15 protein-coding genes are annotated in these 21,348 nt (G+C 61.8%); 6 read left to right on the forward strand and 9 right to left on the reverse strand.

Annotated features, from left to right (window positions below; genetic code table 11):
- Nucleotides 1-8: 8 nt before the first annotated feature.
- From J1G33_RS12910 to J1G33_RS12920, 3 genes are all read right to left on the reverse strand, one after another.
- Nucleotides 9-1,052: a hypothetical protein gene (locus J1G33_RS12910; protein ID WP_005791891.1), complete on the reverse strand. Its 1,044-nt coding sequence runs from the start codon at nucleotides 1,050-1,052 to the stop codon at nucleotides 9-11.
- Nucleotides 1,053-1,069: 17 nt separating this feature from the next.
- On the reverse strand, nucleotides 1,070-3,274 hold the full coding sequence (locus J1G33_RS12915; RefSeq protein WP_223018186.1) for an iron-containing redox enzyme family protein: 2,205 nt from the start codon (nucleotides 3,272-3,274) through the stop codon (nucleotides 1,070-1,072).
- Nucleotides 3,275-3,393: 119 nt separating this feature from the next.
- Nucleotides 3,394-4,401, reverse strand: coding sequence for an SGNH/GDSL hydrolase family protein (locus tag J1G33_RS12920; RefSeq protein ID WP_032879218.1), 1,008 nt, complete (start codon nucleotides 4,399-4,401; stop codon nucleotides 3,394-3,396).
- A gap of 315 nt (nucleotides 4,402-4,716) precedes the next feature.
- Between J1G33_RS12920 and J1G33_RS12925 the strand changes: the two genes are divergently transcribed.
- Both J1G33_RS12925 and tam read left to right on the forward strand, forming a co-directional pair.
- Nucleotides 4,717-6,186, forward strand: coding sequence for a PLP-dependent aminotransferase family protein (locus J1G33_RS12925; protein WP_148853977.1), 1,470 nt, complete (start codon nucleotides 4,717-4,719; stop codon nucleotides 6,184-6,186).
- A gap of 86 nt (nucleotides 6,187-6,272) precedes the next feature.
- A complete protein-coding gene (tam, locus tag J1G33_RS12930; RefSeq protein WP_223018187.1) occupies nucleotides 6,273-7,034 on the forward strand; it encodes a trans-aconitate 2-methyltransferase in 762 nt (253 codons plus the stop codon).
- Between the two features lie 21 nt (nucleotides 7,035-7,055).
- On the opposite strand, the gene J1G33_RS12935 is transcribed toward tam, so the two are convergent.
- Entirely contained in the window at nucleotides 7,056-7,619 is a 564-nt protein-coding gene (locus tag J1G33_RS12935) for a cysteine hydrolase family protein (protein WP_032879223.1), read from the reverse strand.
- A gap of 96 nt (nucleotides 7,620-7,715) precedes the next feature.
- On the opposite strand from J1G33_RS12935, the gene J1G33_RS12940 reads away from it, so the two are divergent.
- From J1G33_RS12940 to J1G33_RS12950, 3 genes are all read left to right on the forward strand, one after another.
- Entirely contained in the window at nucleotides 7,716-8,687 is a 972-nt protein-coding gene (locus J1G33_RS12940; protein ID WP_078822455.1) for a GlxA family transcriptional regulator, read from the forward strand.
- A gap of 171 nt (nucleotides 8,688-8,858) precedes the next feature.
- Nucleotides 8,859-9,968: a DUF3182 family protein gene (locus J1G33_RS12945; RefSeq protein ID WP_223018188.1), complete on the forward strand. Its 1,110-nt coding sequence runs from the start codon at nucleotides 8,859-8,861 to the stop codon at nucleotides 9,966-9,968.
- The gene (locus J1G33_RS12950; protein ID WP_032879226.1) at nucleotides 9,958-10,713 is read left to right on the forward strand and encodes an alpha/beta fold hydrolase; all 756 of its coding nucleotides are present in this window, start codon (nucleotides 9,958-9,960) and stop codon (nucleotides 10,711-10,713) included. The genes J1G33_RS12945 and J1G33_RS12950 overlap by 11 nt, the downstream gene beginning before the upstream one ends.
- A gap of 3 nt (nucleotides 10,714-10,716) precedes the next feature.
- Here the strand turns inward: J1G33_RS12950 and J1G33_RS12955 are convergent, their stop codons facing one another.
- From J1G33_RS12955 to J1G33_RS12970, 4 genes are read right to left on the reverse strand one after another with little or no spacing between them, the layout of a single operon-like run.
- Entirely contained in the window at nucleotides 10,717-11,673 is a 957-nt protein-coding gene (locus J1G33_RS12955) for a lysylphosphatidylglycerol synthase domain-containing protein (RefSeq protein ID WP_005791882.1), read from the reverse strand.
- Nucleotides 11,663-12,925 (reverse strand): cardiolipin synthase ClsB, encoded by a 1,263-nt coding sequence (clsB, locus tag J1G33_RS12960; RefSeq protein WP_032879228.1) that lies wholly within the window; start codon nucleotides 12,923-12,925, stop codon nucleotides 11,663-11,665. Before clsB ends, J1G33_RS12955 begins: the two co-directional genes overlap by 11 nt.
- Nucleotides 12,922-13,698: an endonuclease/exonuclease/phosphatase family protein gene (locus tag J1G33_RS12965; RefSeq protein WP_032879229.1), complete on the reverse strand. Its 777-nt coding sequence runs from the start codon at nucleotides 13,696-13,698 to the stop codon at nucleotides 12,922-12,924. The genes clsB and J1G33_RS12965 overlap by 4 nt, the downstream gene beginning before the upstream one ends.
- Complete coding sequence (locus J1G33_RS12970; protein ID WP_032879230.1) at nucleotides 13,695-14,621, reverse strand: DUF72 domain-containing protein; 927 nt, start codon at nucleotides 14,619-14,621, stop codon at nucleotides 13,695-13,697. The genes J1G33_RS12965 and J1G33_RS12970 overlap by 4 nt, the downstream gene beginning before the upstream one ends.
- Nucleotides 14,622-14,890: 269 nt before the next feature.
- On the opposite strand from J1G33_RS12970, the gene J1G33_RS12975 reads away from it, so the two are divergent.
- Nucleotides 14,891-16,969, forward strand: coding sequence for a mechanosensitive ion channel family protein (locus J1G33_RS12975; protein ID WP_223018189.1), 2,079 nt, complete (start codon nucleotides 14,891-14,893; stop codon nucleotides 16,967-16,969).
- A gap of 107 nt (nucleotides 16,970-17,076) precedes the next feature.
- On the opposite strand, the gene J1G33_RS12980 is transcribed toward J1G33_RS12975, so the two are convergent.
- The gene (locus J1G33_RS12980; protein WP_223018190.1) at nucleotides 17,077-21,324 is read right to left on the reverse strand and encodes a DEAD/DEAH box helicase; all 4,248 of its coding nucleotides are present in this window, start codon (nucleotides 21,322-21,324) and stop codon (nucleotides 17,077-17,079) included.
- Nucleotides 21,325-21,348 lie beyond the last annotated feature (24 nt).

A 21,348-nucleotide genomic window follows, 5' to 3' on the forward strand; every position in this document is an offset into this window, starting at 1 on the left:
TGCCCTGCTCAACGGTAATCTTCCAGCGTGCCCTGTCGACGAATGTCCACGGACACACAATGGAAACCGCCGCTCAGACTGCGCGCGTGGCGCATCTTCAGCGGTGCCACATCGATGCCGTGTTTTTCCAGTGCGCGAATCAGCGGCACTTGCTGGTCATTGATCACCGCCAGCGACGGGTTGACCATGATGAAGTTCATGCCCTGCCAGATAGAGGCACGCGGGTACGACCAGCAGTAACCGGTGTCCACCATGTCGGGGGCCCAGATGATGTCCCAGTGCTTGAACACTTCGGGCACCTGATCCTTGCCGATGCGTTCGGGGTTCAACACCACCAGCCCTGGACGCACCAGGGTGATGGTGGTGTCCAGGTGCGTACCGTCGTAGAACCCGCTGAGGGCGTGCACGCGGTATTGGTCGCCGAGCACGCGCTTGAGCCACTCGTAGCCCATGCGGTTACCGCTGCGCGACACCAGGTAAAGAATGTCGCGGCCCATGCGCAGCACGTTGGCGGCATCGAAAATCGGCTCATCGTTGGCGATGATCGAGCCCTCGCGCGGGTTGACCCGGTAGGTACTGTCGGGCAGTTCCGGCTTGGGCGCGGAAATCCAGTTGGCGCCGCTGGCGAAGTACGCCTGCAGGTGTTCGCGGTAGGCAAAAGGTTCGAAGTAACGGCTGCGCAAGGCCATCGGCGCTTCAATGATGGTTTTGCCGATCGGCAGCAGAACGTCCCTTGGGCAGTAGTTGTATTCGCCGTCGGTCTTCCAGTCGCCGGTGCCGAACAGTGCCGCGTGATAAGTCTCTTTGGGCCGGCGCACGGTCACCCCATGGCCGACCAGGAAGGCGGCAAAGGCGTCCAGGTCTTCCTGTGCTTCTTCAACCAGTTGTTCGGGGTAAGGCCCTGACGGAATCTCATTGGGCGAGTCGTGGTGCTCGCTGTAGTCGAGGGCGAACAGGCCCTTGTCCGGCCGCGGCACGCGTGCGCCATGGGCAATACCCACGATCATTTCCTCGAGGGGGTCCCATTCGTTATGCACTTCTACCAAAGACATAATTGCTCCTCGTGGCGTTATTGTTCGTGGGTTTGCAGCAATACCTGCCGCGTGATCGGCAAGTGATGCAGATAGCCTTTTGAAGCCGCTGTGCGGGTTGGGCGCGGGAGTACATGGTCGGCCGATGAGAGGCGCAAGCGACGCAACATCGAGGCCCATTTGCCTGGCATCGGCGCCAGGGACTCATAGCCCACGCGCACGCGCTGCCATTGCGCGGCGACCTGCTCGGCACTGGTCAACGCACGCATGTACGCATCGATCGCATCGGCAGCCCAGGCCGAATGTCCGGTGGACACGTTATCAATGGTGTTGTGCAGGTCGACGAACGCCGTGCTGAACCCGTAGTGCCGTAAAAAGCGCCGCGCCGAACGATAGCTGCCGCCCACGCCGGACAGCTCCATCGCCAGGTTCATGCCGAGCACTTCGGGCATGAACGTCATCGGCAGTTTGCCCAGGCACAGCCAATACACGGGCAGGCGGAAGGAGTCTTCGTCCAGGCGCGGGTCTTCGGCGAATTCACGGCTACCGGTGGGGGCCAGTTCGAAATCCATGTCACGCAGGCCATCGCGATAAATTTTCGGATGATTGAGCGCCTCGATGCCGTTGCCCAATTCATCCCAATAGGTCTGGAACAGGGTGTAGCCCACGTGGGAAGACGCTAGCCCCAGGTCGGTAAAGCCTTGCAGCCACGCACCGTCGATCAGCGTCAGCGGCGCCAGTTGCAGGGTCGACTCGATGATTTCTTCACGGCTGGGCATTTGCGCCGGGTCGCTGTCATCGAACTGTTGGCCGTTCTGGTCATGCTTGTCCAGCAACCAGGCGCGCAGCACATTGGGGCCCCACTGGTCGGGCAATTGGCGCTCGGACGTCTTCAGCGACTGGCGCGAACGCTCAAGCCAACGGCTCACATAGGCATGGGCAAACTGGCGGGTGGCCGGCTGCAGCGCACGCCCCTGCAAGACAAAATAGGCTTCGCGCAGGCTCTTGGGCCAGTGTCCGGTGTCGGCAGGGCTGGCTGAGTCAGGGCGGGGCACCGTGGCGGCGCTGTCGACTGGCTGGCGTGGCAGTTGCGGCGTGGCGCCAGCCTGGGGCAACCAGTCGATCCACTGGCGAATTACGCTCAAGTCTGCCTCGCTGAAGATGCGGAACATGCGCCCGGTCGGCGCCACCAGGCTGGTGACCAGCAGGCTTTTTTTCGAGTTGCCCGGCACGATCAAACGGCTGCGCGACAGCACATCCAGCAGGGGCAACGGGTCGCGCTGCGCTTCTTCGATCCACAGCGCCAGGCTGCGCCCTTCAATCAGGTAACTCTGGTGATACACCGCGCCCACCCGCGCCAGACGCTGCATCAAATGCGCCATGGCCTGTTGGGGCGAAGTGGCGGTCAGCGAGGCGTTATACAGCCGCGCATTCCAGCGTTGCAGCGCGCCGAACAGCCAGTTGGCGCCGCGTAGCAGACGGGCCTGGCGCTCTTCGCCCTGCTCGATGATGCGGTGCGCGACCCATTGGCTGATATGGCGCAACGAAGCCGGTTCCAGGCCGGGGAATGACGCGCTCAGATCCAGCCGGCCGAGTTCCAGCGCCAGCCCTTCAAGCTGGCCCATGGCTGCCCAGCCCGGGCAAAGCCCGACGGCGCGCAAGGCCCAATCGACACCGCAGAGTTCATCACCGTAGGCATCGCTGCGTCGGCTGAGGGCAAGCAACAGCGCGGGCAGTTCGAACGCGTCGTCATGCAGGTCCGGCAGGGTCGCCAATTGCGCCGGCGCCAAGGCGTAGGTGGTCAGCTGTAGCTGGCCCAACAACGCGTTGAAGTGATGGCCGCGGGAGGCGTTCGGGTAGCCGACGCCGATGTCATGGGCAAACAGTTGCATCAGGCGCAGCTGCGCGGGGTCTTCAAATACCCCGGGTGCGCTCAGGCCCTGCAGCCAGCAGCCGAGCACCGAGGCCATCGGTGCCGAATAAACCGCCAATGCCTGGGCAAAAGCGCGAGCGTTGTGCTGTTCGACGGCGGCGGTGGCGGCGCCGGCATACGCCGACGCCTGTTCCGACTGCCACGCATCGATCCGCTGTGACAGCAGCGGCAACTGCACCGGCTCGACGTCTTTGCCCAGCAGGGTGTCGAGGTACTCCGTATCCAGGAAACATTCAGGCTCCAGCGCCAAACGATAGAGTTCGCGCCACCTGTCGTCTGCGGGGATGCGTGTTGGAATCGAGCCATCCATAGCCATTACCTTCCAGTGCCGCGTCAGAACATCGGATAAATGGAGGAGTCAGGTTTCTTCTTCTTTTTTCCAAACAGGCGCTGGAAAAACTTCTTGATGGATTTCATGTGCAAGTCCTTTTAGCGGGTGACATCGAGAATAAGTTTTGAAACCAGGTCGTTGCCGGCATCGGTGAAATGGATGCGGTCGACGAACTGCCAGTCTTGCGGGCCCAGTGCCTCGGCCAGCAATGGCGTGATGTCGACAAACTCCACCCCCATGGCCCGCGCCCCGTCGCGCAAGCGCTGGGCGTAGGCTTCGCGCACCGAGGTTTGCAGGATGTCGCCATACACCTCGGTGAAATTACCGAGTTGGTCGAGTTCGGCAAACAGTTGCTCTTCCTCATGGCTGCCGGTCTCGCGGACCCAGCCGGCGAGCGGTTGCAGGATGAACGTCAGCTTCGCACCCATGTCGGTGGCCAGGGCGCGCCAGATATCCAGGTGCTGCAAGGTCAGGTTGGCGGCGTAGTCGATCTGTTCCTGCATCGACGGCGGCGTGGGTTGCTCGGGCTCCTGAGGCTTGCCGAACAGATTCGACAGGCTCCAGTTGCTGGCGGTCGGCTGCTGTGGCGTCAAGGCATCGAAAAACTGATGGCAGTTGAAAAACGCGCCGTGCTCGCCCCGATAGGCGTGAGGCTGACGTGCCAGGCCAAGGTTGTTGAAACCGGAGAACAGCACGATTTCATCCACCTTGGGCAGGTGGTGCCGGTTGAGGGTGAACAGCACCAGCTCTTGGGTAGAGTTGAAGCTGCGGCCGCCGAAATTGATCCAGCGCTGGCCACGGGGATCGTTCTTCGTGAGGCGCGAAGCAAGGGTCCAGCTGTCGGCGCTGGCGCCAATGCCGAACACGGTGGAGCTGCCCGCCAACAGGCGTACCGGGCCATTACCCTTGATACCGTCGACCACCGAATAGCGGGTACCCAATGACTCGGAGTAGCGAAAGCCGGATGAATCGGTATTGACCACGGGGGAAGCATGGTCAGTGGGGTGGAAGTACATCAAATAGGGCAGCCATCGAACTTCACCGGCATCGGTGAATTTCTGTTCGTACTCGGCCATCTGCGGTGTGAGCGTCGTCCTTGTCGTCATAGCGCTTGATCCATTTGGTATTCGCTGGGCAGATTCAAACACCTGGTTGGTTTGTAAGGTGCTTGCTTTGTAGGGCATTTCTGAAAATTTGGTGCGTACAGTGCTGCTTTACTATTTTGTGACTACTTTGTACCAACCTTGTCAAAGGTCTCGTGCACTGTTATGGGACCTATCATCCCAAGGCGACGACGTGTATTGCAGATACAGCAGAACTCAATCTTTTGAATACAGATTGGGGTTTTATGCTGAAAATTTTTCAAAAAAAGGCCAATCTGTAACTTCTTAAGCGACAGATCAGAAGCTACAGTCGGGCCTATGACTCTTTACCTGAACCTCGCCGAATTCATCAGCAGCCGCATCGAGCAGGGCCTGTACGGGCCCGGTGAGCGGTTGCCATCTGTACGCACCCTCAGCCATGAGCACGGCGTCAGCCTGACGACCGTGCAACAGGCCTACCGTGTATTGGAATGTTCGGGGTTGGCGGTATCGCGTCCCAAGTCGGGCTATTTCGTGCCGTCGGACCGGCGCGTGGCACCTTTGCCACAGATGGGCCGACCCATCCTGCGGCCGGTGGACATTTCCCAGTGGGACATGGTCCAGGAACTGATACGCCTCGATCAAGGCGCCGGTATCGTGCAACTGGGGTGCGGTATGCCGGACATCAGCGTGCCGACCCTCAAGCCGCTGCTGACCGCCATGGCCCGTATCAGCCGGCGCAGCGACAACACCAGCCTGCAATACAGCCACATCCAGGGTGTATTGGCCTTGCGCGAACAGATCGCCCGGCTGTCCATCGATGCGGGTGTTCGCCTGACCCCGGCCGACCTGATTGTCACCAGTGGCTGTCAGGAAGCCCTGTCTACCGCAATCCGTGCGATTTGCGCGCCCGGCGATATCGTGGCGATCGCCTCGCCGAGCTATTACGGGATGATGCAGATCCTCAAGGCGGCCGGTCTCAAGGCGCTGGAGATCCCCAGCGACCCCGTGACCGGCATCAACCTGGAAGCCCTTGAGATGGCCCTGGAGCAGTGGCCGATCAAGGTCATCCAATTGACCGCCAACTGTAACAACCCCATGGGCTACATCATGCCCGACGAGCGCAAGCTCAAGCTGATCCGCATGGCCCAACGCTTTGACGTGCCAATCATCGAAGACGATATCTACGGTGATCTGTCGCATCGCTATCCGCGGCCACGCTCGCTCAAGTCCTTCGATGAAGACAACCGCGTGGTGTTGTGCAGTTCGTTTTCCAAGACCGTGGCCCCTGGCCTGCGCGTCGGCTGGATCGCTCCGGGGCGTTACCTGCCCCAGGTGCTGCATATGAAGTTCATCGGCTCTGGCGCCACCGTCACCCAACCGCAATTGGCCGTGGCCGAATTTATCGCCAAGGGTAATTACCAGTTGCACCTGCGGCGTATGCGCAAGCAATACAAGCGCAACGGCGATCTGATGAGTGAGTGGGTCAACCGCTATTTCCCGGTGGGGACCCGCGTCAGCCAGCCTCAGGGCGGCTTTACGCTGTGGGTCGAATTGCCCGGGGAGTTCGATACCTACGCCCTCAACCGGCTGTTGGAAGCGCAGGATGTGCAGGTGGCCAACGGCAATATTTTCTCGGCAGCGGGAAAATACCGTAATTGCATCCGGCTGAACTTCGCCAACCCACCCACCCGCAAGGTCGAGATGGCCGTGCAAAAGGTCGGGCAAACCGTTGGCCAGTTGATACAGATGGAGCTGGACAACCCCCTCACCGCGCAACAATGGCAGCCTCAGCCCTCTGCGTTTTGATCGGTTGCGTGCTCACTTGGCGGCATTTGTTCTCAAGGATCACAAGATTTAGGCTGTAGCCCTCTTTGACAAGAAGGAAAGCAGCGATGACCTGGTCTGCCAAGCAGTACACCCTGTTCGAACAACAGCGCACTCGCCCGGTCCGTGACCTGGTGGCGGCGATTCCCGAAACCGACGTGCGCACTGCCGTCGACTTGGGCTGCGGGCCGGGCAACTCCACAGCGGTACTGGCCGAGCGCTTTCCCCTAGCGCGAGTCACCGGCATGGACAGCTCCGACGACATGCTGGCCGACGCCCGCGAGCGCTTGCCGGCGTTGAGCTTCGAACTGGCAGATATCGGCGCCTGGAATCCAGCACAAAAATTCGATGTGATTCTGGCCAATGCCTCACTGCAATGGCTGCCCGACCACGCCGCGCTATACCCGCACTTGGTCAAACAACTGAACCCTGGCGGTACGCTGGCGGTGCAAACCCCGGACAATCTCGACGAGCCCGCCCACCGGTTGGCCCGCGAAGTGGCGGCCGACGGCCCATGGTCGGCGAAGATCGGCGCGGTCAAACACAATGAGCGGCACACCGCGAGTTACTACTACGAGTTGCTGAGTAAGCACTGCAGTACGGTGGATGTGTGGCGCACTACCTATCAGCACCCGTTGGCGGATCATGCGGCGGTGGTGGAGTGGTTCAAGGCGTCGGCATTGCGGCCCTTTCTTGCGCCGTTGACCGACGATGAAAAGGCCGCCTTCCTGCAGCAATACCAGGCGCGAATTGCCCAGGCTTATCCAGCCCTGGCCGATGGCACTGTGTTGCTGCCCTTTCCGCGTCTGTTCATCATCGCGACACGCTAAAGTGATCGGCGTAAGTGGCGGTCACGCGGCCGCCGTTTGCGCCTGCAGGTATTCCTGCGCCGACATGACGCCCGCATAGCCAAATGCCAGGGATGCCATGTACGCCCCATGCACCTGCGCCGCTGGAATCACCTGGCCGTTGAACTCCTGATCGCGAGTAGCGCAAGCGTCATGGATCACCGTGACCTTATAGCCCAGGTCCGCCGCCGCCCGCACCACGGCGTCCACACACATATGACTCATGCTGCCGACCACCACCAGATCGGTGATGCTGCGCTGCTCCAGCAATTCGCGCAGGTTGGTTTGGCGAAACGCATTCACAAAATGCTTGAGCACTACCGGTTCATCACCCTCGTTCAACACCTTGTCGTGCAAGCGGGCGCCGTCGGAGCCGGGCGTGAAGAACGGCGCGTCGTCGCCTTCAAACTCATGGCGTACATGAATCACCGCATCGCCTGCCTGTCGAAATGCCTGTAGCACCTGCGCCGCCCTGTCCGCCGCGGCTTCTACGCCGTCAAGCGGCCACTTGCCCTGAGGGAAGTAGTCGTTCTGGATATCGATTAGGATGAGCGCTTGCTTGGCCATGTATGTTGCCTCCTGATGGGTTGATGGGCCCAGTATCTTAGCTGGCGCCGAGGTTGAGAATTGGGCGCACCGACAATAACAGGGGGAAAACTGACAATGGCCGTGGAACGCGCGACGCTCGAACTGGGTGTATTGATCTATCAGGGCGCGCAACTGGCCGCCGTGCATGGCCTGACCGACCTGTTCGGGGTCGCCAATCGCATCGCCGCCGAGTACCAATCTGCGCAACTGCCGCTGCTGCGGGTCAGCCACTGGCAGGTAGACGCCCACGGCACGCCTGCGCGCGTGTTCGACAGCCACCCAGCGCCGGCCCAATCGATGATGGCTCTGCTGGTACCGCCGTCGATTGGCGAGTTCACCGAAGACCAGGCGCCGCCCGTACTGCTGGAGTGGATCCGCCAGCAGCATGCTGCCGGCACGGTGCTTGGCGGTGTGTGCATCGGCTCGATCATGTTGGCGCGTAGCGGTCTGTTGGATGGGCGCAGCGCCACCGCTCACTGGTCGTCCTCGGAGTCCTTCGCGGCCCGTTACCCGGCAGTGCGCCTGGAAGCGGATAAACCCATCGTCGATGACGGCGACCTGATCACCACCGCCGGGCTGATGGCTTGGTCCGAACTGGGCCTGCGCCTGGTCGACCGGCTGATGGGGCCCAGTGTCGCCGCCGACACTGCGCGTTTTCTGGTGATCGAACACAGCGACAGTGCCCGCCAGTGCGGAAGCAACTTTGCGCCGATCCTCAGGCATGGCGACAGTGCGATCCTGAAGGTCCAGCATTGGCTGCAAGCCAGTGGCGCAGTGGATGTTTCGGTGGCGGCGATGGCGCAGGCGGCAAACCTGGAAGAGCGCACGTTTTTGCGCCGTTTTCGCAGTGCGACGGGGCTTAAACCCACCGAGTACTGCCAGCATCTGCGGGTCGGCAAGGCGCGGCAGATGCTGGAGTTCACCAACGGCACGATCGACCACATCGCCTGGACCGTGGGTTATCAGGACCCCAGCGCTTTTCGTGCACTCTTCAAGAAGATTACTGGCTTGACCCCCAGCGACTACCGCACCCGGTTTGGCGTTTGAATCGTGCAGAACGCAGGGGGGTTGGGGCATCGTCGTGCAGAATAGAGCAGGCTAACTGCCATCGCTTTTAGTGCAACTCATTGATTTGATAAACATCCCTCACAAAGCCGCGTTGGCCTGATCCCTGCAACTTTCCCACCACACACATGGCGGGATAGCCAAGGGGGACGCATGACCCCGACAAATCGCAACAAATTGGTGGTCGCACACTCGACGCGCGAAGGTGCGCCATTGCATGAGGTTGAAACCAACCGCGCATTGGCCCGCTGGCTGGCGCAGATATTGGGGCTCAAGTTCGGTGGCAGTTACGACCCCCAGATGCACGCCGGTCGCGAGCTGTACCTGCTACCCACGCAAACTCTGGTCGGTCCCGCCCTGGCGTTGAAGCTTGACGTCAGAGGGCCGGAAGATTTGTGGGGGGGCTATGTCGATCACGATTTCATTTGTACCAAAGCGATCAGCCACGGCCTGTTGAGCCCTGAAGCAAAGGCACCTGAAGGTTGGTCGCCGATCTTCTGCGAGCGCGTACGCGACGTTGTGTTGGATGGCTTGAGTGTGTTCGCCCTGGAAGACGCCAAGCCCGCCGCCGCGCGCTTGCTCTATAGTGGCCCGATCCGTATGAAACCGGTGCACGCCTGTGCTGGACGGGGCCAGGAAGTTATCCACAGTCTCGATGAGTTCGACGCGATAGTGGCGCGTCCTGACGCCGCAAAGTTGTTCAGCGCCGGCGTGGTGCTGGAACAAGACCTGCACGACGTGGTTACCCACAGCGTGGGCCAGAGCTTTATCGGTGAGCACGTATTCAGCTATTGCGGCGAGCAATACCTGACCCGGGACGGGCAGGGCGAGGAGGTCTACGGCGGATCCAACCTGCTGGTCGTGCCCGGCTACTATGAAGACTTGCTGCAATTGGCCCTGCCTGACGATGTGCGGCAAGCCATCGAGCACGCCCGGGTTTTCGATAATGCTGCCGACGAAGCCTACCCGGGGTTCTACGCCTCGCGGCGCAATTACGACATCGCCCAGGGCCTGGACAGTAACGGCCAGCGCCGTAGCGGCGTGCTCGAACAGTCCTGGCGCATGGGCGGGGCCAGCAGCGCGGAAGTCGCGGCGCTGCAGAGTTTCATCAACAACCCGAGCCTCAAGGCCATCCGCGTGTCCTCGGTGGAAACCTACGTGGATCAAGCGCTGCCGGCGGATGCCATTGAGGTGTACCGAGGCCCGGCCGAAAACAGCGACTTTCTTCTCAAGTATGTGACGGTTCAATCTTATGACGGCTAGAAGCGAGAGCATCAGTATCGATGTAGATGATGAACAGATGAGTGGGACATTCCTCAGCCCCAAGTCCAAAGTGCCCGGCGTATTGTTTGTGCACGGTTGGGGCGGCAGCCAGGAGCGCGACCTGGAACGCGCCAAAGGCATCGCGGGGCTGGGTTGTGTATGCCTGACCTTCGACCTGCGGGGGCACGCCGGCACCGGCATTCCCTTATCGCGCGTCACCCGCGAAGACAATCTGCGCGACCTGCTGGCCGCCTACGACCGGCTGCTGTCCCACCCGGCCATCGACACCTCGGCAGTGGCGGTGGTGGGCACCAGCTATGGCGGATACCTGGCGGCAATTCTCACTTCGTTGCGCCCCGTGCGTTGGCTGGCGCTGCGGGTGCCCGCGCTGTACCGCGACCAGGAATGGCTCAAGCCCAAGCGTGAGCTGGATAAAGCCGACCTGATGGATTACCGCGGCACGTTGGTACGTGCCGAAACCAACCGTGCCCTGCACGCCTGCGCGCAATTTACCGGTGATGTGCTGATTGTGGAATCGGAAACCGACGACCATGTGCCCCATGCCACCATCATGAGTTATCGCGCGGCGTGCCAGCAGACTCACTCCCTGACCCACCGCATCATCGACGGCGCGGACCATGCCTTGAGCGACCCGGTGTCGCAACAGGCCTATACCTCGATCCTGGTGGACTGGATTACCGAAATGGTAGTGGGTGAGCGGTTGAGCATTATCCAATCCCGATAGACGTTAAGCGGGTGTCTTCTTCACCCGCAACGCCTTGGCCTTGGCCTCCACCCCCAGGTACATCACCAACGCAATCAGCAATGGGCAAATAAAGTAGATTGCCCGATACGCGATCAACCCGGCCAGCAGACTCCCGCGCGACGCCTCATGCTGCAACAACCCGATAAACACTGCCTCCAACACCCCAAGCCCGGCGGGTATATGGGTGACCACACCGGCAATCGCGCTGATCAGCAATACGCCCAATACCAGCGGGTAATCGAGTTTGGCGGGCAGCAAGGTAAAAATAACCGCTGCCATGAGTGACCAGTTCAAGGCGCCCAGGGCCAGTTGCAGGCAGGCCATGCGCAGCGACGGCAAATTGATCTCGATGCCGCGGATCGACCACGCACGTTTTTTCGAAAACCGGCACGCCGCCAGGTAACCCAGGCTCGCGATCACCAGCAACACGCCCACACCTTGCAGAGCGCCGGTGCTGAGCTTCCAACCCGGTGGCAAGGTGACCAGCCCGCTGCTGAACACTACCCCGGCCAAGGCCATATAGCCGAACCAATTGGTGGCCAGGCTCAGGCCGAGGATCTTGGCGATATTGCTGGTGCTTACCCCCAATCGCGAATACAGCCGGTAACGCATGGCGATGCCGCCGACCCAGGCGCTCAGATTGAGGTTGAACGCATAACTGATAATGCCCACCGGCAGGATCTGCTTCCAGCGCAGAGGCTGGCGAATGTAGGTCCGGCCGATCAGATCGAAGCAGGCGTACACGATAAAACTGCACAGCGTCAGGGCGCCGGCGATCAGCAATGTGCTGACTTTGAAGTCGCTCAACGTCTGCAGCACTTCGCTCCAGTCGATGCGCCGGGCAAGCAGGGTGAAGAGCACGATCAGCAGCAGGAAGAACGCAATGGTCAGGGGCTTCTTCCAGCGCTGGAACCGTGAGCCGTTTTTCTCAGACGTCATGGGCCGGACTCTCAATGGGTTTCAAGCGCGGCTTGTGTGCCGGCAACCAACTCGCCAGCGCGGGAAAGTGGCGCATGACATGGAACACCAGAAACCCCACGGTCAGGCGCCACAACCACAGGCGCGGCTTGCGCTTGGCCGGCATGGTCTGGCAATGGTCTCGTGCCAGGGCTTCCAGGCTCTGGTACAGCTGCTGGTTGAAGGCGCGGTCACGAATCAGCACGTTGGCTTCCAGGTTCAGCGCCAGGCTCAGCGGGTCGAGATTGCTTGAGCCCACGGTGCTCCATTCGTCGTCCACCAGCGCCACTTTGCCGTGCAACGGGCGTTGGCAGTACTCGTGAATCACCACGCCATCCTTGAGCAGATAGTCGTAGAGCATGCGCGCCGCCAGCTTGGCCAGCAGCACGTCGGGCTGGCCTTGCATGATCAACTGCACCTGCACGCCCCGGCGCGCTGCGTTACGAATCTCGCGCAGCAAGCGATAGCCGGGGAAGAAATAGGCATTGGCAATTACCACCCGCTGCCGGGCCTGGCTCAAGGCGTGGATATAGGCTTCTTCGATGTCGTCGCGATGCTGGATATTGTCGCGATAAATCAGGCGCACCATCCCGTCGCCGTGCTCGTCTGCCCATGGCGAAGGCCGTTGCTGGCGTCGGCGCCAACCTCTACGGGCGCGCACCTGGCGGCCACTTTGGGCGAGGGCGAAATGGTGCAAGTCGGCCACTGCCGGGCCGATGATCTGTACCGCGTAATCCTGCTTGGCTTCGGGGCCGAAGTCCCCCAGGTGATCAGCGGAAAAATTGATCCCGCCGATAAACGCCACGCTAGCGTCCACCACCACGATCTTGCGGTGCAGGCGACGAAACCAGTTGGTGCGAATGCCGAGGGTTTTGGATGCCGGGTCAAACATCTGCACGATCACGCCGGCTTCAGCCAGTGCGCGCAGAAAGGCCGGGCTCAGTTCGCCGCAGCCGAAACCGTCAAGGCTGACCACTACCTTGACCCCGCGTTGCGCCGCTTCGATGAGAATGCCTTGCAGCTCATGACCGACCTTGTCTTCAAAGAGGATGAAGGTCTCCAGCAGGATTTCCCGCTGGGCGTCGCGCATGGCCTCGAACACCGCGGGAAAATAGGCCTCGCCATTTTCCAGCAATTGCACACGATTGCCGCTCTGCCAGCCGTAGTCCAGGTCGCGGGCCTTGCTGTCATCCGGCGGCTGGTCGGTGGCGATATGTTCTACCGCAATGCTCATAACTCAATCTCCACCGACAGGGGCACATGGTCTGACAGGTGCGACCACGGCCGCGTAGTGAGCACGCGCGGGTTGTGGATGGTCAGGTTGCGCACATAGATGCGATCCAGCGGCAGTAACGGCAGGCGTGCCGGGAACGTACGCGCAGGCTTGCCGTGGGCGTGGATGAACACCTCCTGCAGGCCGCTTTGACTCAGGTCGGCCTTTTGCCGCCAGTCATTGAAATCGCCGGCGACCACCAGGGGCGCATCCGCCGGGATCTGGCCAATACGCTGCTCAAGCAAGCGCAGTTGCTGTTGGCGATGTACCTCGCGCAAGCCCAGGTGGATGCAGATGGCATGCACCTCGCGTTCGCCGCCCGGCAGGCGCAGTACGCAATGCAGCAGGCCGCGGTTCTCATGGCCGCTTTGGGAGATGTCGAGGTTGTCGTAACGAATGATCTGGAATTTTGACAGCAGCGCGTTGCCATGGTCGCCATGGGGGTAGACCGCATTGCGACCATAGGCAAACTGCGGCCAGATGCTGTCGGCGAGAAATTCGTACTGCGGCATCTTCGGCCAGTCGCTATAGCGCTGGGGATGGCGCTCGTGGGTGCCGTGGATCTCTTGCAGGAACACCATATCGGCACCGACGCTGCGCACCGCTTCGCGCAGTTCGGGCAGGATGAAGCGTCGATTCAGGGCGGTGAAGCCTTTATGGATATTCACCGTCAGCACGGTAAAACGCGTGATGGCGGTGGTGGGGGGCACGGGGATCAGCTCGGGGTGAGTCATGGCAACACTCCCGGTTCCGGCAACTGCCCGGGTGCCGTGAGCAGGTGCTTGTCCAGCCCGAAGCGCTGTAACAAATGGCGCGCATCGAAAGGCGCGCGCACCTTGATGTCATTGTCGAAAAAGCAGAACACGTCACGCTGTTTACGCACGCGGGGTTTGCGTTGCGGGGCGACAAGGTGCGCATCCGCCGGTTGTTTGCCGTGCGCCCAGCGCTCGATACGGTCACCCCAGCGTTTGAGCGCTTCATCGGTATAGCCACTGGCGTAGAGCTGCTTGTCGCCGTGTAATCGTAGGTACATGAAGTTGGCGGTGACGTCTTCGATATAGGGCCACTTGCCGGCGGTGTCAGCCACTACGAGGGCAACACCGTACTTGTCCAGCAGCTGCACAAACTCCGGTACCGCAAAGCTCATGTGGCGAATTTCCACGGCATGGCGCAAGGGTTTTTTGCCATAGGCTTTCATGCTTGCCTTGCCGTTCAGGCGCGGCTCGTGCTGGCGGGCGAGGGCGGCGGCCTGTTGGGTGTTGGTGGGTAAATCGGCCAGGAAGGCTTCGAACAGTGCGACGTCGAATTTGAAGCTGGGCGGGAACTGCCAAAGGATGGGGCCGAGTTTTTCTTTGAGCTCCAGTACCCCGGAGGCGAAGAAATTGGCCATGGGCTTGTGCACCTCGCGCAAGCGCAGGATATGCGTGACATAGCGTGGCGCCTTGACGCTGAACATGAATCCCTCAGGCGTATCGGCGTACCACTGCGCATAGCGCTTGGGGGTTTGCAGCGCATAGAAAGAACCGTTGATTTCAATGCTGCTCACGGCGCGTGACGCAAACTGCAACTCGCGTTTCTGGGTCAGCCCGTCGGGGTAGAAGTCCCCGCGCCAGGGCGTGTAGCGCCAGCCGGAAATGCCGATATGAATCGCCGCCATGGTTGCTCCTGTGGAGGTGGGGTGCGTTATGGGATGACTGCGATATTTGGCTGAAAGTTTCCACGTTCCTACAGACGGTACGGGGTGCGAAATGTGGGAGGGGACTTGCCCCCGATAGCGGTGCATCAGTCATGAAGTTGTTGACTGACAGCCTGCTATCGGGAGCAAGCCCCCTCCCGCAATTTGAATCACATGCCCGCAAACACAGGGAACGATCAAGGCTCAAACCCGTCAGTTCCTTACAGACCCTTCTGAAGGAGCCCGCTGTTTTGCTGAATTTAAAGACTGCATTACTGCTAGGGGCGCTGCTGTTCTGCGGCAGCGGCGCATTGCAAGCTGCTGCCACCGCGCCTGAGTCCGACGCGGCGGCCAAGCCCGAGTTGCTGGTGGAGGGCGGCCTGCTCGGGGCCATCAGTTCCAGCATTGATGATGTGCAGCAGAAGCTCGATCTGAACCAGAACTTTATCGACGAGTGGCGCCTGCGGGCCGACCGGGCCGCGAATGAAGTCGGGCGGCTGGTCGACCAGACCGCCGCACGCTCGCCGTGGAGTGTGGCCGGGGATTTCCTGCTGTTATCCGCCGTTTGGGTGGGTGCTTTTGCGCTGCTGACGTTACTGGGGCGCTTTATCGTGCGGCGCTTGAGCCTGCGCGCCTTTTTTCGCCGGCGGGCACGCTTGCTGGGCGTGCTGGGGTATGTGGTGCCTTACACCATCCCTGCGGTTATCTGCCTGCCATTGACGCTGTATGTCAGCCATTTTCTCGCCTCTTCCGTAGGACGGGCACTGGCGCTGTGTTTTGCCTACGCCACCAGTAGCGGCATCTTTTCCACCTCCATGCTGCTGTGCGTGATCGTCATGTTCAATGTCGGTCACAAGCGCCCGGCGGTGCAGATCATTCGCGACTATTGCCCCAAACCGCTGTTCCTGATCGGCTTTCTTGCCGCCCTCAGCGACGCGCTCACCAGCCCGCAGATCGCCCGGCAGCTGGGCGGCAACATCACCAGCAGCGTTGCGGTGTTTACCGGGCTGTTCGCGACAGTGATCTTCGGTGTGCTGGTGGTTCGCCTGCGTCGCCCGGTGGCGCATTTGATTCGTAACCGGCCGTTGGCGCAGCGCCTTAAGCATCCGGCGTTGCAGCAATCGCTGCGGGTATTTTCCGGGCTGTGGTATTGGCCGATCCTGTTGATGGTACTGGTCTCGGCGATCAACTTGATCGGTGCCGGCGACGATAATCAAAAGGCCCTGCGCTGCGCCTTGTTGACCACCATCCTGCTGATCGGCACGGTATTTCTCAGCACGGTGCTGCAACACTTGTTCAAGTCGCGCAGCCAAGTGGCGATACAGCGCAGCAGTGCCTACAAGGAGCGCTTTCTCAGCCTGTTGCACGCGATATTGCGCATTGTGATGGCCATCGCTTTTATCGAGATACTGGGGCGTATCTGGGGCGTGTCGCTGTTTGAGTTCGCCCAACGCAACTCAGTGGGCCGGGCGATCAGCGATTCGCTCAGCAGTATCGGCCTGATCCTGCTGATGACGTGGCTGTTCTGGGTGGTGCTCGATACGGCGATTCAGGAAGCGCTCAAGCCCCCGGTGAACAAACGCTCCAGCCGCCAGCCCAGTACGCGGGTCAAAACCATCCTGCCGCTGCTGCGTAATGCGGTGAAAATCATTCTGGTGGTTATCTGTGCGATCACCACCATGGCCAATCTGGGTATCAACGTCGCGCCGTTACTCGCGGGTGCGGGGGTGGTCGGCCTGGCGATTGGTTTTGGCTCCCAGCAGTTGGTGCAGGACGTGATCACCGGCCTGTTCATCATCATCGAAGACACGCTCTCCATCGGCGACTGGGTGGTGCTCGATTCCGGCCACGCCGGTACCGTCGAGGGCCTGACCATCCGCACCCTGCGCCTGCGCGACGGCAAGGGCTTTGTGCATTCGGTACCGTTCGGGCAGATCAAGGCGGTCACCAACCAGTCGCGCCAATTCGCCTATGCGTTCTTCTCGGTGCAGTTCACCTACGACACCGACGTGGACAAGGCCGTGGAGCTGATCCGTGAAGCAGGCCAGTCGATTCGTGACGACGTGTTCCTCAAGTACAACCTGCAAGGGCCGCTGGAAGTGTTCGGCGTGGACAAGATAGACCTCAATGGCGTGGTGCTCACGGCGCAATTCCGAACGGTATCGGGTGGGCAATATGCGGTGAGCCGGGCATTCAATCAGCGCTTGAAGAAGCTTGTGGATAACTGTGATGAGGTGCACTTCGCGCAGACTTATCCACAGCAGGTGTTGTTGCCCAAGCGTGTGGCGCAGGAGGATGAGCCAGAGGCCGAGCAAGCCAGGCCGCAATGATGAGAGTGGCTGTTCCGGCCCCATCGGGAGCAAGCCCCCTCCCACATTTGAATGTGTTCACACATCAAAATGTGGGAGGGGGCTTGCTCCCGATGAGGGCCTAAAGGTCAGCGCCTGATCAACTTCTCCTGCACTGCCTGCTGATCCATCTCCAGCAACACCTGCTGCTTGCCGGCGACCATCACCGCCGCCGGCAGCCCATCGCGATATACAATCCGATTACCGCTCACCGCCGGCACTTTGGCCCCCGGTAGCAGCGTGCCCACAAGGTTCAATGGATCCGCCCCGCACACCGCGATCAAGCTCCCGTCATGTGCCCGCCGCCGCACCTCGCGCAGCAAGGGTATCGCCTCCGGCAACGCAAACTGTTCGCCCGCCAACCCACTGACAAACCGCCCGCCACGAATCTCCCCGCGTGCCTCCAGCCGATGGAAGGTGCGCAGCAATTCACGCCAGCTCGGCAACCAATCCGCCTCGCGCTCCAGCAAGCGCCAGAACACCACGCCGTAACGGCGCAGCAGGGTCATCGCCACATGCTCCAGGGTTTCGGCCGAATGCGCGCCGGCGGCGGTCGAGGAACGGCGGACCAAGGCCCAGCGACCGGCATCATCCATGCCGCCGACAAACGCCCCGCGCCCACGTCGACTGCTGCGGGCCTGGCGTTTGCTGGCGGGCGTGGTCAGGGCGCGCAGCCCGGCGAAGCTGTCGGCATTCACCAGGCCGGCGCCTACCAGTTCCTGCAAGGCTGTCTCCAGCTCGCTGCGCAGCAGGTGGGCCTCGTGCACCAGTTCATCAAAAAACAAGGCGCCGTGTTCGCGCAGGGCCGAGTGGACTTTCTGCGCCTTGGGCGACAGCGTGGTGCTGTCGGTGGGCTCGGTCAGCCCGCTCCACAACGCTACCTGGCTACGGGGGAGCAAAACCACCGGGGTGCTGCGCAACGCCATGGCGCTGGCCTTGTTGCTTAAGCGCGTCCATACCAGCTTGCCGCTGCGGCACAGGTCATCGAGCCAGGTCGATGAATAATCCTTGATGCGCGCGCTGAGCAGGTCAGTGTCCCAGGCCGACGTGGCGGCGGCATAACCTTCGAGTTGGCTGACTATCTGCGGCAATACGGCGCTGCCCTGGCCACGGGTGCTGTCGGACAGGTGCTGCCAATCGAACAGAAAGCGCATGAAATCCTGCAATGCCACCGGCTCGATCTCTCGGCGCAGGCGCTTGACCGTGTAGCGATGAATGCGTGCCAGCAAGTGACGTTCGCACCATTGTTCCTGCGTGGCACCGGGGCTGAAGTGCCCGCGCAGCACGTAGCCTTCCTGCTCCAGGCGCGACAGGGCCTGAGTGATTGCCGCCACGGGCAGCGCCAGGGGGGCAGCGATTTCGACCAGGTTCAACGGGCCAAAACCACTGAGGCGCGCACGCAGTACTTCTAACAGTGCTTCGTCAAATTCCCAGGGCTCGTCGAACCCGGGCAGCAGTGGCAAATCGTTAGGGTAGAGCGCTTGCAAGCAACTCAAGCGCTCCACGGCGACCCACATGCCGTTGTGCAACTGACAGGCTCGCCCGGCCTTGGCCAAGGCGTGCAGCCATGCGGCCCATTGCGGCGCAACTTCAGGGGCTGCGATGCACGCCAGGCTCATCAGCGCTTCATGCATTTCATCTACGCCATTGGGCGCGGGCCAGGCTTCTTCGCGAACGCCGGCGATAGCCTCGGCATCCAGTGCGCCCAGGTCATCGGTGCTCTGCGGGTCGCTCCAGCGTCGGTTGAGCACGGCCTGGGTGCGGCGCTCTTCCAGCGGGGCGTCGTCGAGAAAGGTGTAGGGCTTGGCGCTGAGAATTTCCGCAGCCATGGGCGAAGGGGCGGGCAGGTCGCGGCTGATCAATCGGACTTCCCCGCGTTCCATGCGCCGCAGCAGTGCCAGCCAGGCTTCACTGTCCATGGCTTCATGCAAGCAATCGTCGAGGGTTTGTTCCACCAGTGGGTGATGGGGGATTTCGCGCTCGCCGGCGAGGTTTTCCAGGCAGGCGATCTGGTCTGGAAAGACGCTGGCGATCAGGTCTTCGCTCTTCATGCGCTGGATCTGCGGCGCCACCTTGCGCCCACCGGTGTAGCGCGGCAACGCCAGGGCCACGCCGGCATTCCAGCGCCAGCGCACGCCGAACAGCGGCGCATCCAGCACGGCCTGGATCAGGAGGTGTTCAGCACTGTTGCTGTTGAGGTAACGCCACACCTCATCCAAGGCAAAACTGTGGCTGGTAGACAGCGACAGCACGATGGCGTTTTCGCTGGCCGCCGCTTGCAGCTCGAAGTTGAAGGTGCGGCAGAAGCGCTTGCGCAACGCCAGGCCCCAGGCGCGGTTGATGCGGCTGCCAAACGGCGTGTGGATGATCAACTGGGTGCCGCCGGACGCGTCGAAAAACCGCTCCATGATCAACGTGTCCCGGGAGGGCAGGGCGCTCAGGGCCTGGCGCGACCGGGCCAGGTAATCCAGCAGTTGTTCGGCGCTGGCGCGATGCAGGCCCAGGGTGCCGGTTAGCCAGTCGAGGGCCGGTTGCAGGTCGCCGGGCGTGGCACCCAGCAAGCTGTCGATTTGCCCTTGCAAGCGCGCCACGGCCACCGACAACTCGTTGCTGCGCCCGGGTGCTTCGCCCAGCCAGAACGGGATGGTCGGCGGTTGGCCATGGGCATCCTCGACACGCACCTTGCCCGCTTCGACCCGCAGGATGCGGTAAGAGGTATTGCCGAGTTGGAAGATGTCGCCGGCGATGCTTTCCACCGCGAAGTCTTCGTTGACGCTGCCGATGTTCAGGCTCTGAGGCTCCAGCAACACGCTGTAGTCGGCGTTGTCCGGGATGGTGCCACCGCTGGTGACGGCGGTGAGCCTGGCACCGCGGCGGCCGCGCAGGGTGTGGGTCACGGCGTCACGGTGCAGGTAGGCGCTGCGGATACCCTGGCGGCCGTTGTAGCCCTCGCTGAGCATCTGCAACAGGGCCTGGTAGTGGCGCTCATCCAGCTCGGCGTAGGGCGCAGCACGGTGGACAAGCGCCAGCAGCGCCTGTTCCGGCCATTCACGGGCGCTGACTTCGGCAATGATCTGCTGGGCCAGCACGTCCAGCGGCGCCACTGGAATATGCAAGGTATCCAGCTCGCCACGGCGTACGCAGTCGAGCAACGCGGCGCATTCGATCAAGTCGTCACGGGTGGTGGCAAACAAGCGCCCTTTGGGCGTACCGCCGACCTGGTGCCCGGAGCGGCCGACGCGTTGCAAAAAGCCATTGATCGAGCCGGGTGAGCCGATCTGGCAGACCAGATCCACCTCGCCAATATCGATGCCCAGCTCCAGGGACGCGGTGGCGATCAGCACTTGCAGTTCGCCGGCCTTGAGCCGTTGCTCGGCGTCCAGGCGCAGTTCCTTGGCCAGGCTGCCATGGTGGGCGGCCACGGCGGTCTTGCCCAGCCGCTCGCTCAGATGCCGGGCCAGGCGTTCGGCCAGGCGCCGGGTGTTGACGAAAATCAGCGTGGTGCGGTGTTCGCGGGCCAATTGCGCGAGGCGGTCGTAGACCAGGGCCCACACATCGTTGGCCATCACCGCCGAGAGCGGCACTGGCGGCACTTCGATATCCAGGTCCCGTGGGCGCGCATGGCCGATGTCGACGATGGCACACTCACGGTCGGTGCCGACTAAAAACCGCGAGACCGCTTCGATGGGTTTTTGCGTGGCTGACAGGCCGATACGGGTCAATGGCTTGGCGCACAGCGCTTGCAGGCGCTCCAGGCTCAAGGCCAGGTGGCTGCCGCGCTTGCCGGCGGCGATGGCATGGATCTCATCGACGATCACCGTACGCGTGCTGGCGAGCATGTGTCGGCCGGAATCCGAACCCAGCAGCACATACAGAGATTCGGGCGTGGTCACCAGGATATGCGGCGCGCGCTTGCGCATCTGTGCGCGGTCTTTTTGCGGGGTGTCGCCGGTGCGCACGGCGGTGCGGATCACCAGCGGCGGCAGGCCCAGGCTTTGAAGCTGCTCGGTAATGCCGGCCAGCGGGTTTTGCAGGTTGATCTGGATGTCGTTGGACAGCGCCTTGAGCGGTGACACATACACCACCAGGGTCTCGTCCGGCAGTTGCCCGCCGTTGGCCAGGCCTTGGTGGACCAAATCGTCGAGTACCGCCAAAAAGGCCGTCAAGGTCTTGCCCGAGCCGGTGGGCGCGGCGATCAGCGTTGACCGCCGCTGGCGGATCAGCGGCCACGCCTGGGCCTGGGCGTCGGTCACCGAGGGGAAGGTCCTGCAAAACCAGGCACTGACGGCGGGGTGAAAACCATCCAGTGGGCTGGTCGTTGATTCGGGAAGGTTCATGAAGTGATTGATGCCACCTGCTCC

The sequence above is a fragment of the Pseudomonas sp. P867 genome (assembly GCF_019891455.1).
GTDB lineage: Bacteria > Pseudomonadota > Gammaproteobacteria > Pseudomonadales > Pseudomonadaceae > Aquipseudomonas > Aquipseudomonas synxantha_A.

Bases quoted from the DNA above. Each gene is read 5' to 3' on its own strand.
- J1G33_RS12910 (WP_005791891.1), bottom strand. From the start codon at position 1,052: ATGTCTTTGGTAGAAGTGCATAACGAATGGGACCCCCTCGAGGAAATG.
- J1G33_RS12915 (WP_223018186.1), bottom strand. From the start codon at position 3,274: ATGGATGGCTCGATTCCAACACGCATCCCCGCAGACGACAGGTGGCGC.
- J1G33_RS12920 (WP_032879218.1), bottom strand. From the start codon at position 4,401: ATGACGACAAGGACGACGCTCACACCGCAGATGGCCGAGTACGAACAG.
- J1G33_RS12925 (WP_148853977.1), top strand. From the start codon at position 4,717: ATGACTCTTTACCTGAACCTCGCCGAATTCATCAGCAGCCGCATCGAG.
- tam (WP_223018187.1), top strand. From the start codon at position 6,273: ATGACCTGGTCTGCCAAGCAGTACACCCTGTTCGAACAACAGCGCACT.
- J1G33_RS12935 (WP_032879223.1), bottom strand. From the start codon at position 7,619: ATGGCCAAGCAAGCGCTCATCCTAATCGATATCCAGAACGACTACTTC.
- J1G33_RS12940 (WP_078822455.1), top strand. From the start codon at position 7,716: ATGGCCGTGGAACGCGCGACGCTCGAACTGGGTGTATTGATCTATCAG.
- J1G33_RS12945 (WP_223018188.1), top strand. From the start codon at position 8,859: ATGACCCCGACAAATCGCAACAAATTGGTGGTCGCACACTCGACGCGC.
- J1G33_RS12950 (WP_032879226.1), top strand. From the start codon at position 9,958: ATGACGGCTAGAAGCGAGAGCATCAGTATCGATGTAGATGATGAACAG.
- J1G33_RS12955 (WP_005791882.1), bottom strand. From the start codon at position 11,673: ATGACGTCTGAGAAAAACGGCTCACGGTTCCAGCGCTGGAAGAAGCCC.
- clsB (WP_032879228.1), bottom strand. From the start codon at position 12,925: ATGAGCATTGCGGTAGAACATATCGCCACCGACCAGCCGCCGGATGAC.
- J1G33_RS12965 (WP_032879229.1), bottom strand. From the start codon at position 13,698: ATGACTCACCCCGAGCTGATCCCCGTGCCCCCCACCACCGCCATCACG.
- J1G33_RS12970 (WP_032879230.1), bottom strand. From the start codon at position 14,621: ATGGCGGCGATTCATATCGGCATTTCCGGCTGGCGCTACACGCCCTGG.
- J1G33_RS12980 (WP_223018190.1), bottom strand. From the start codon at position 21,324: ATGAACCTTCCCGAATCAACGACCAGCCCACTGGATGGTTTTCACCCC.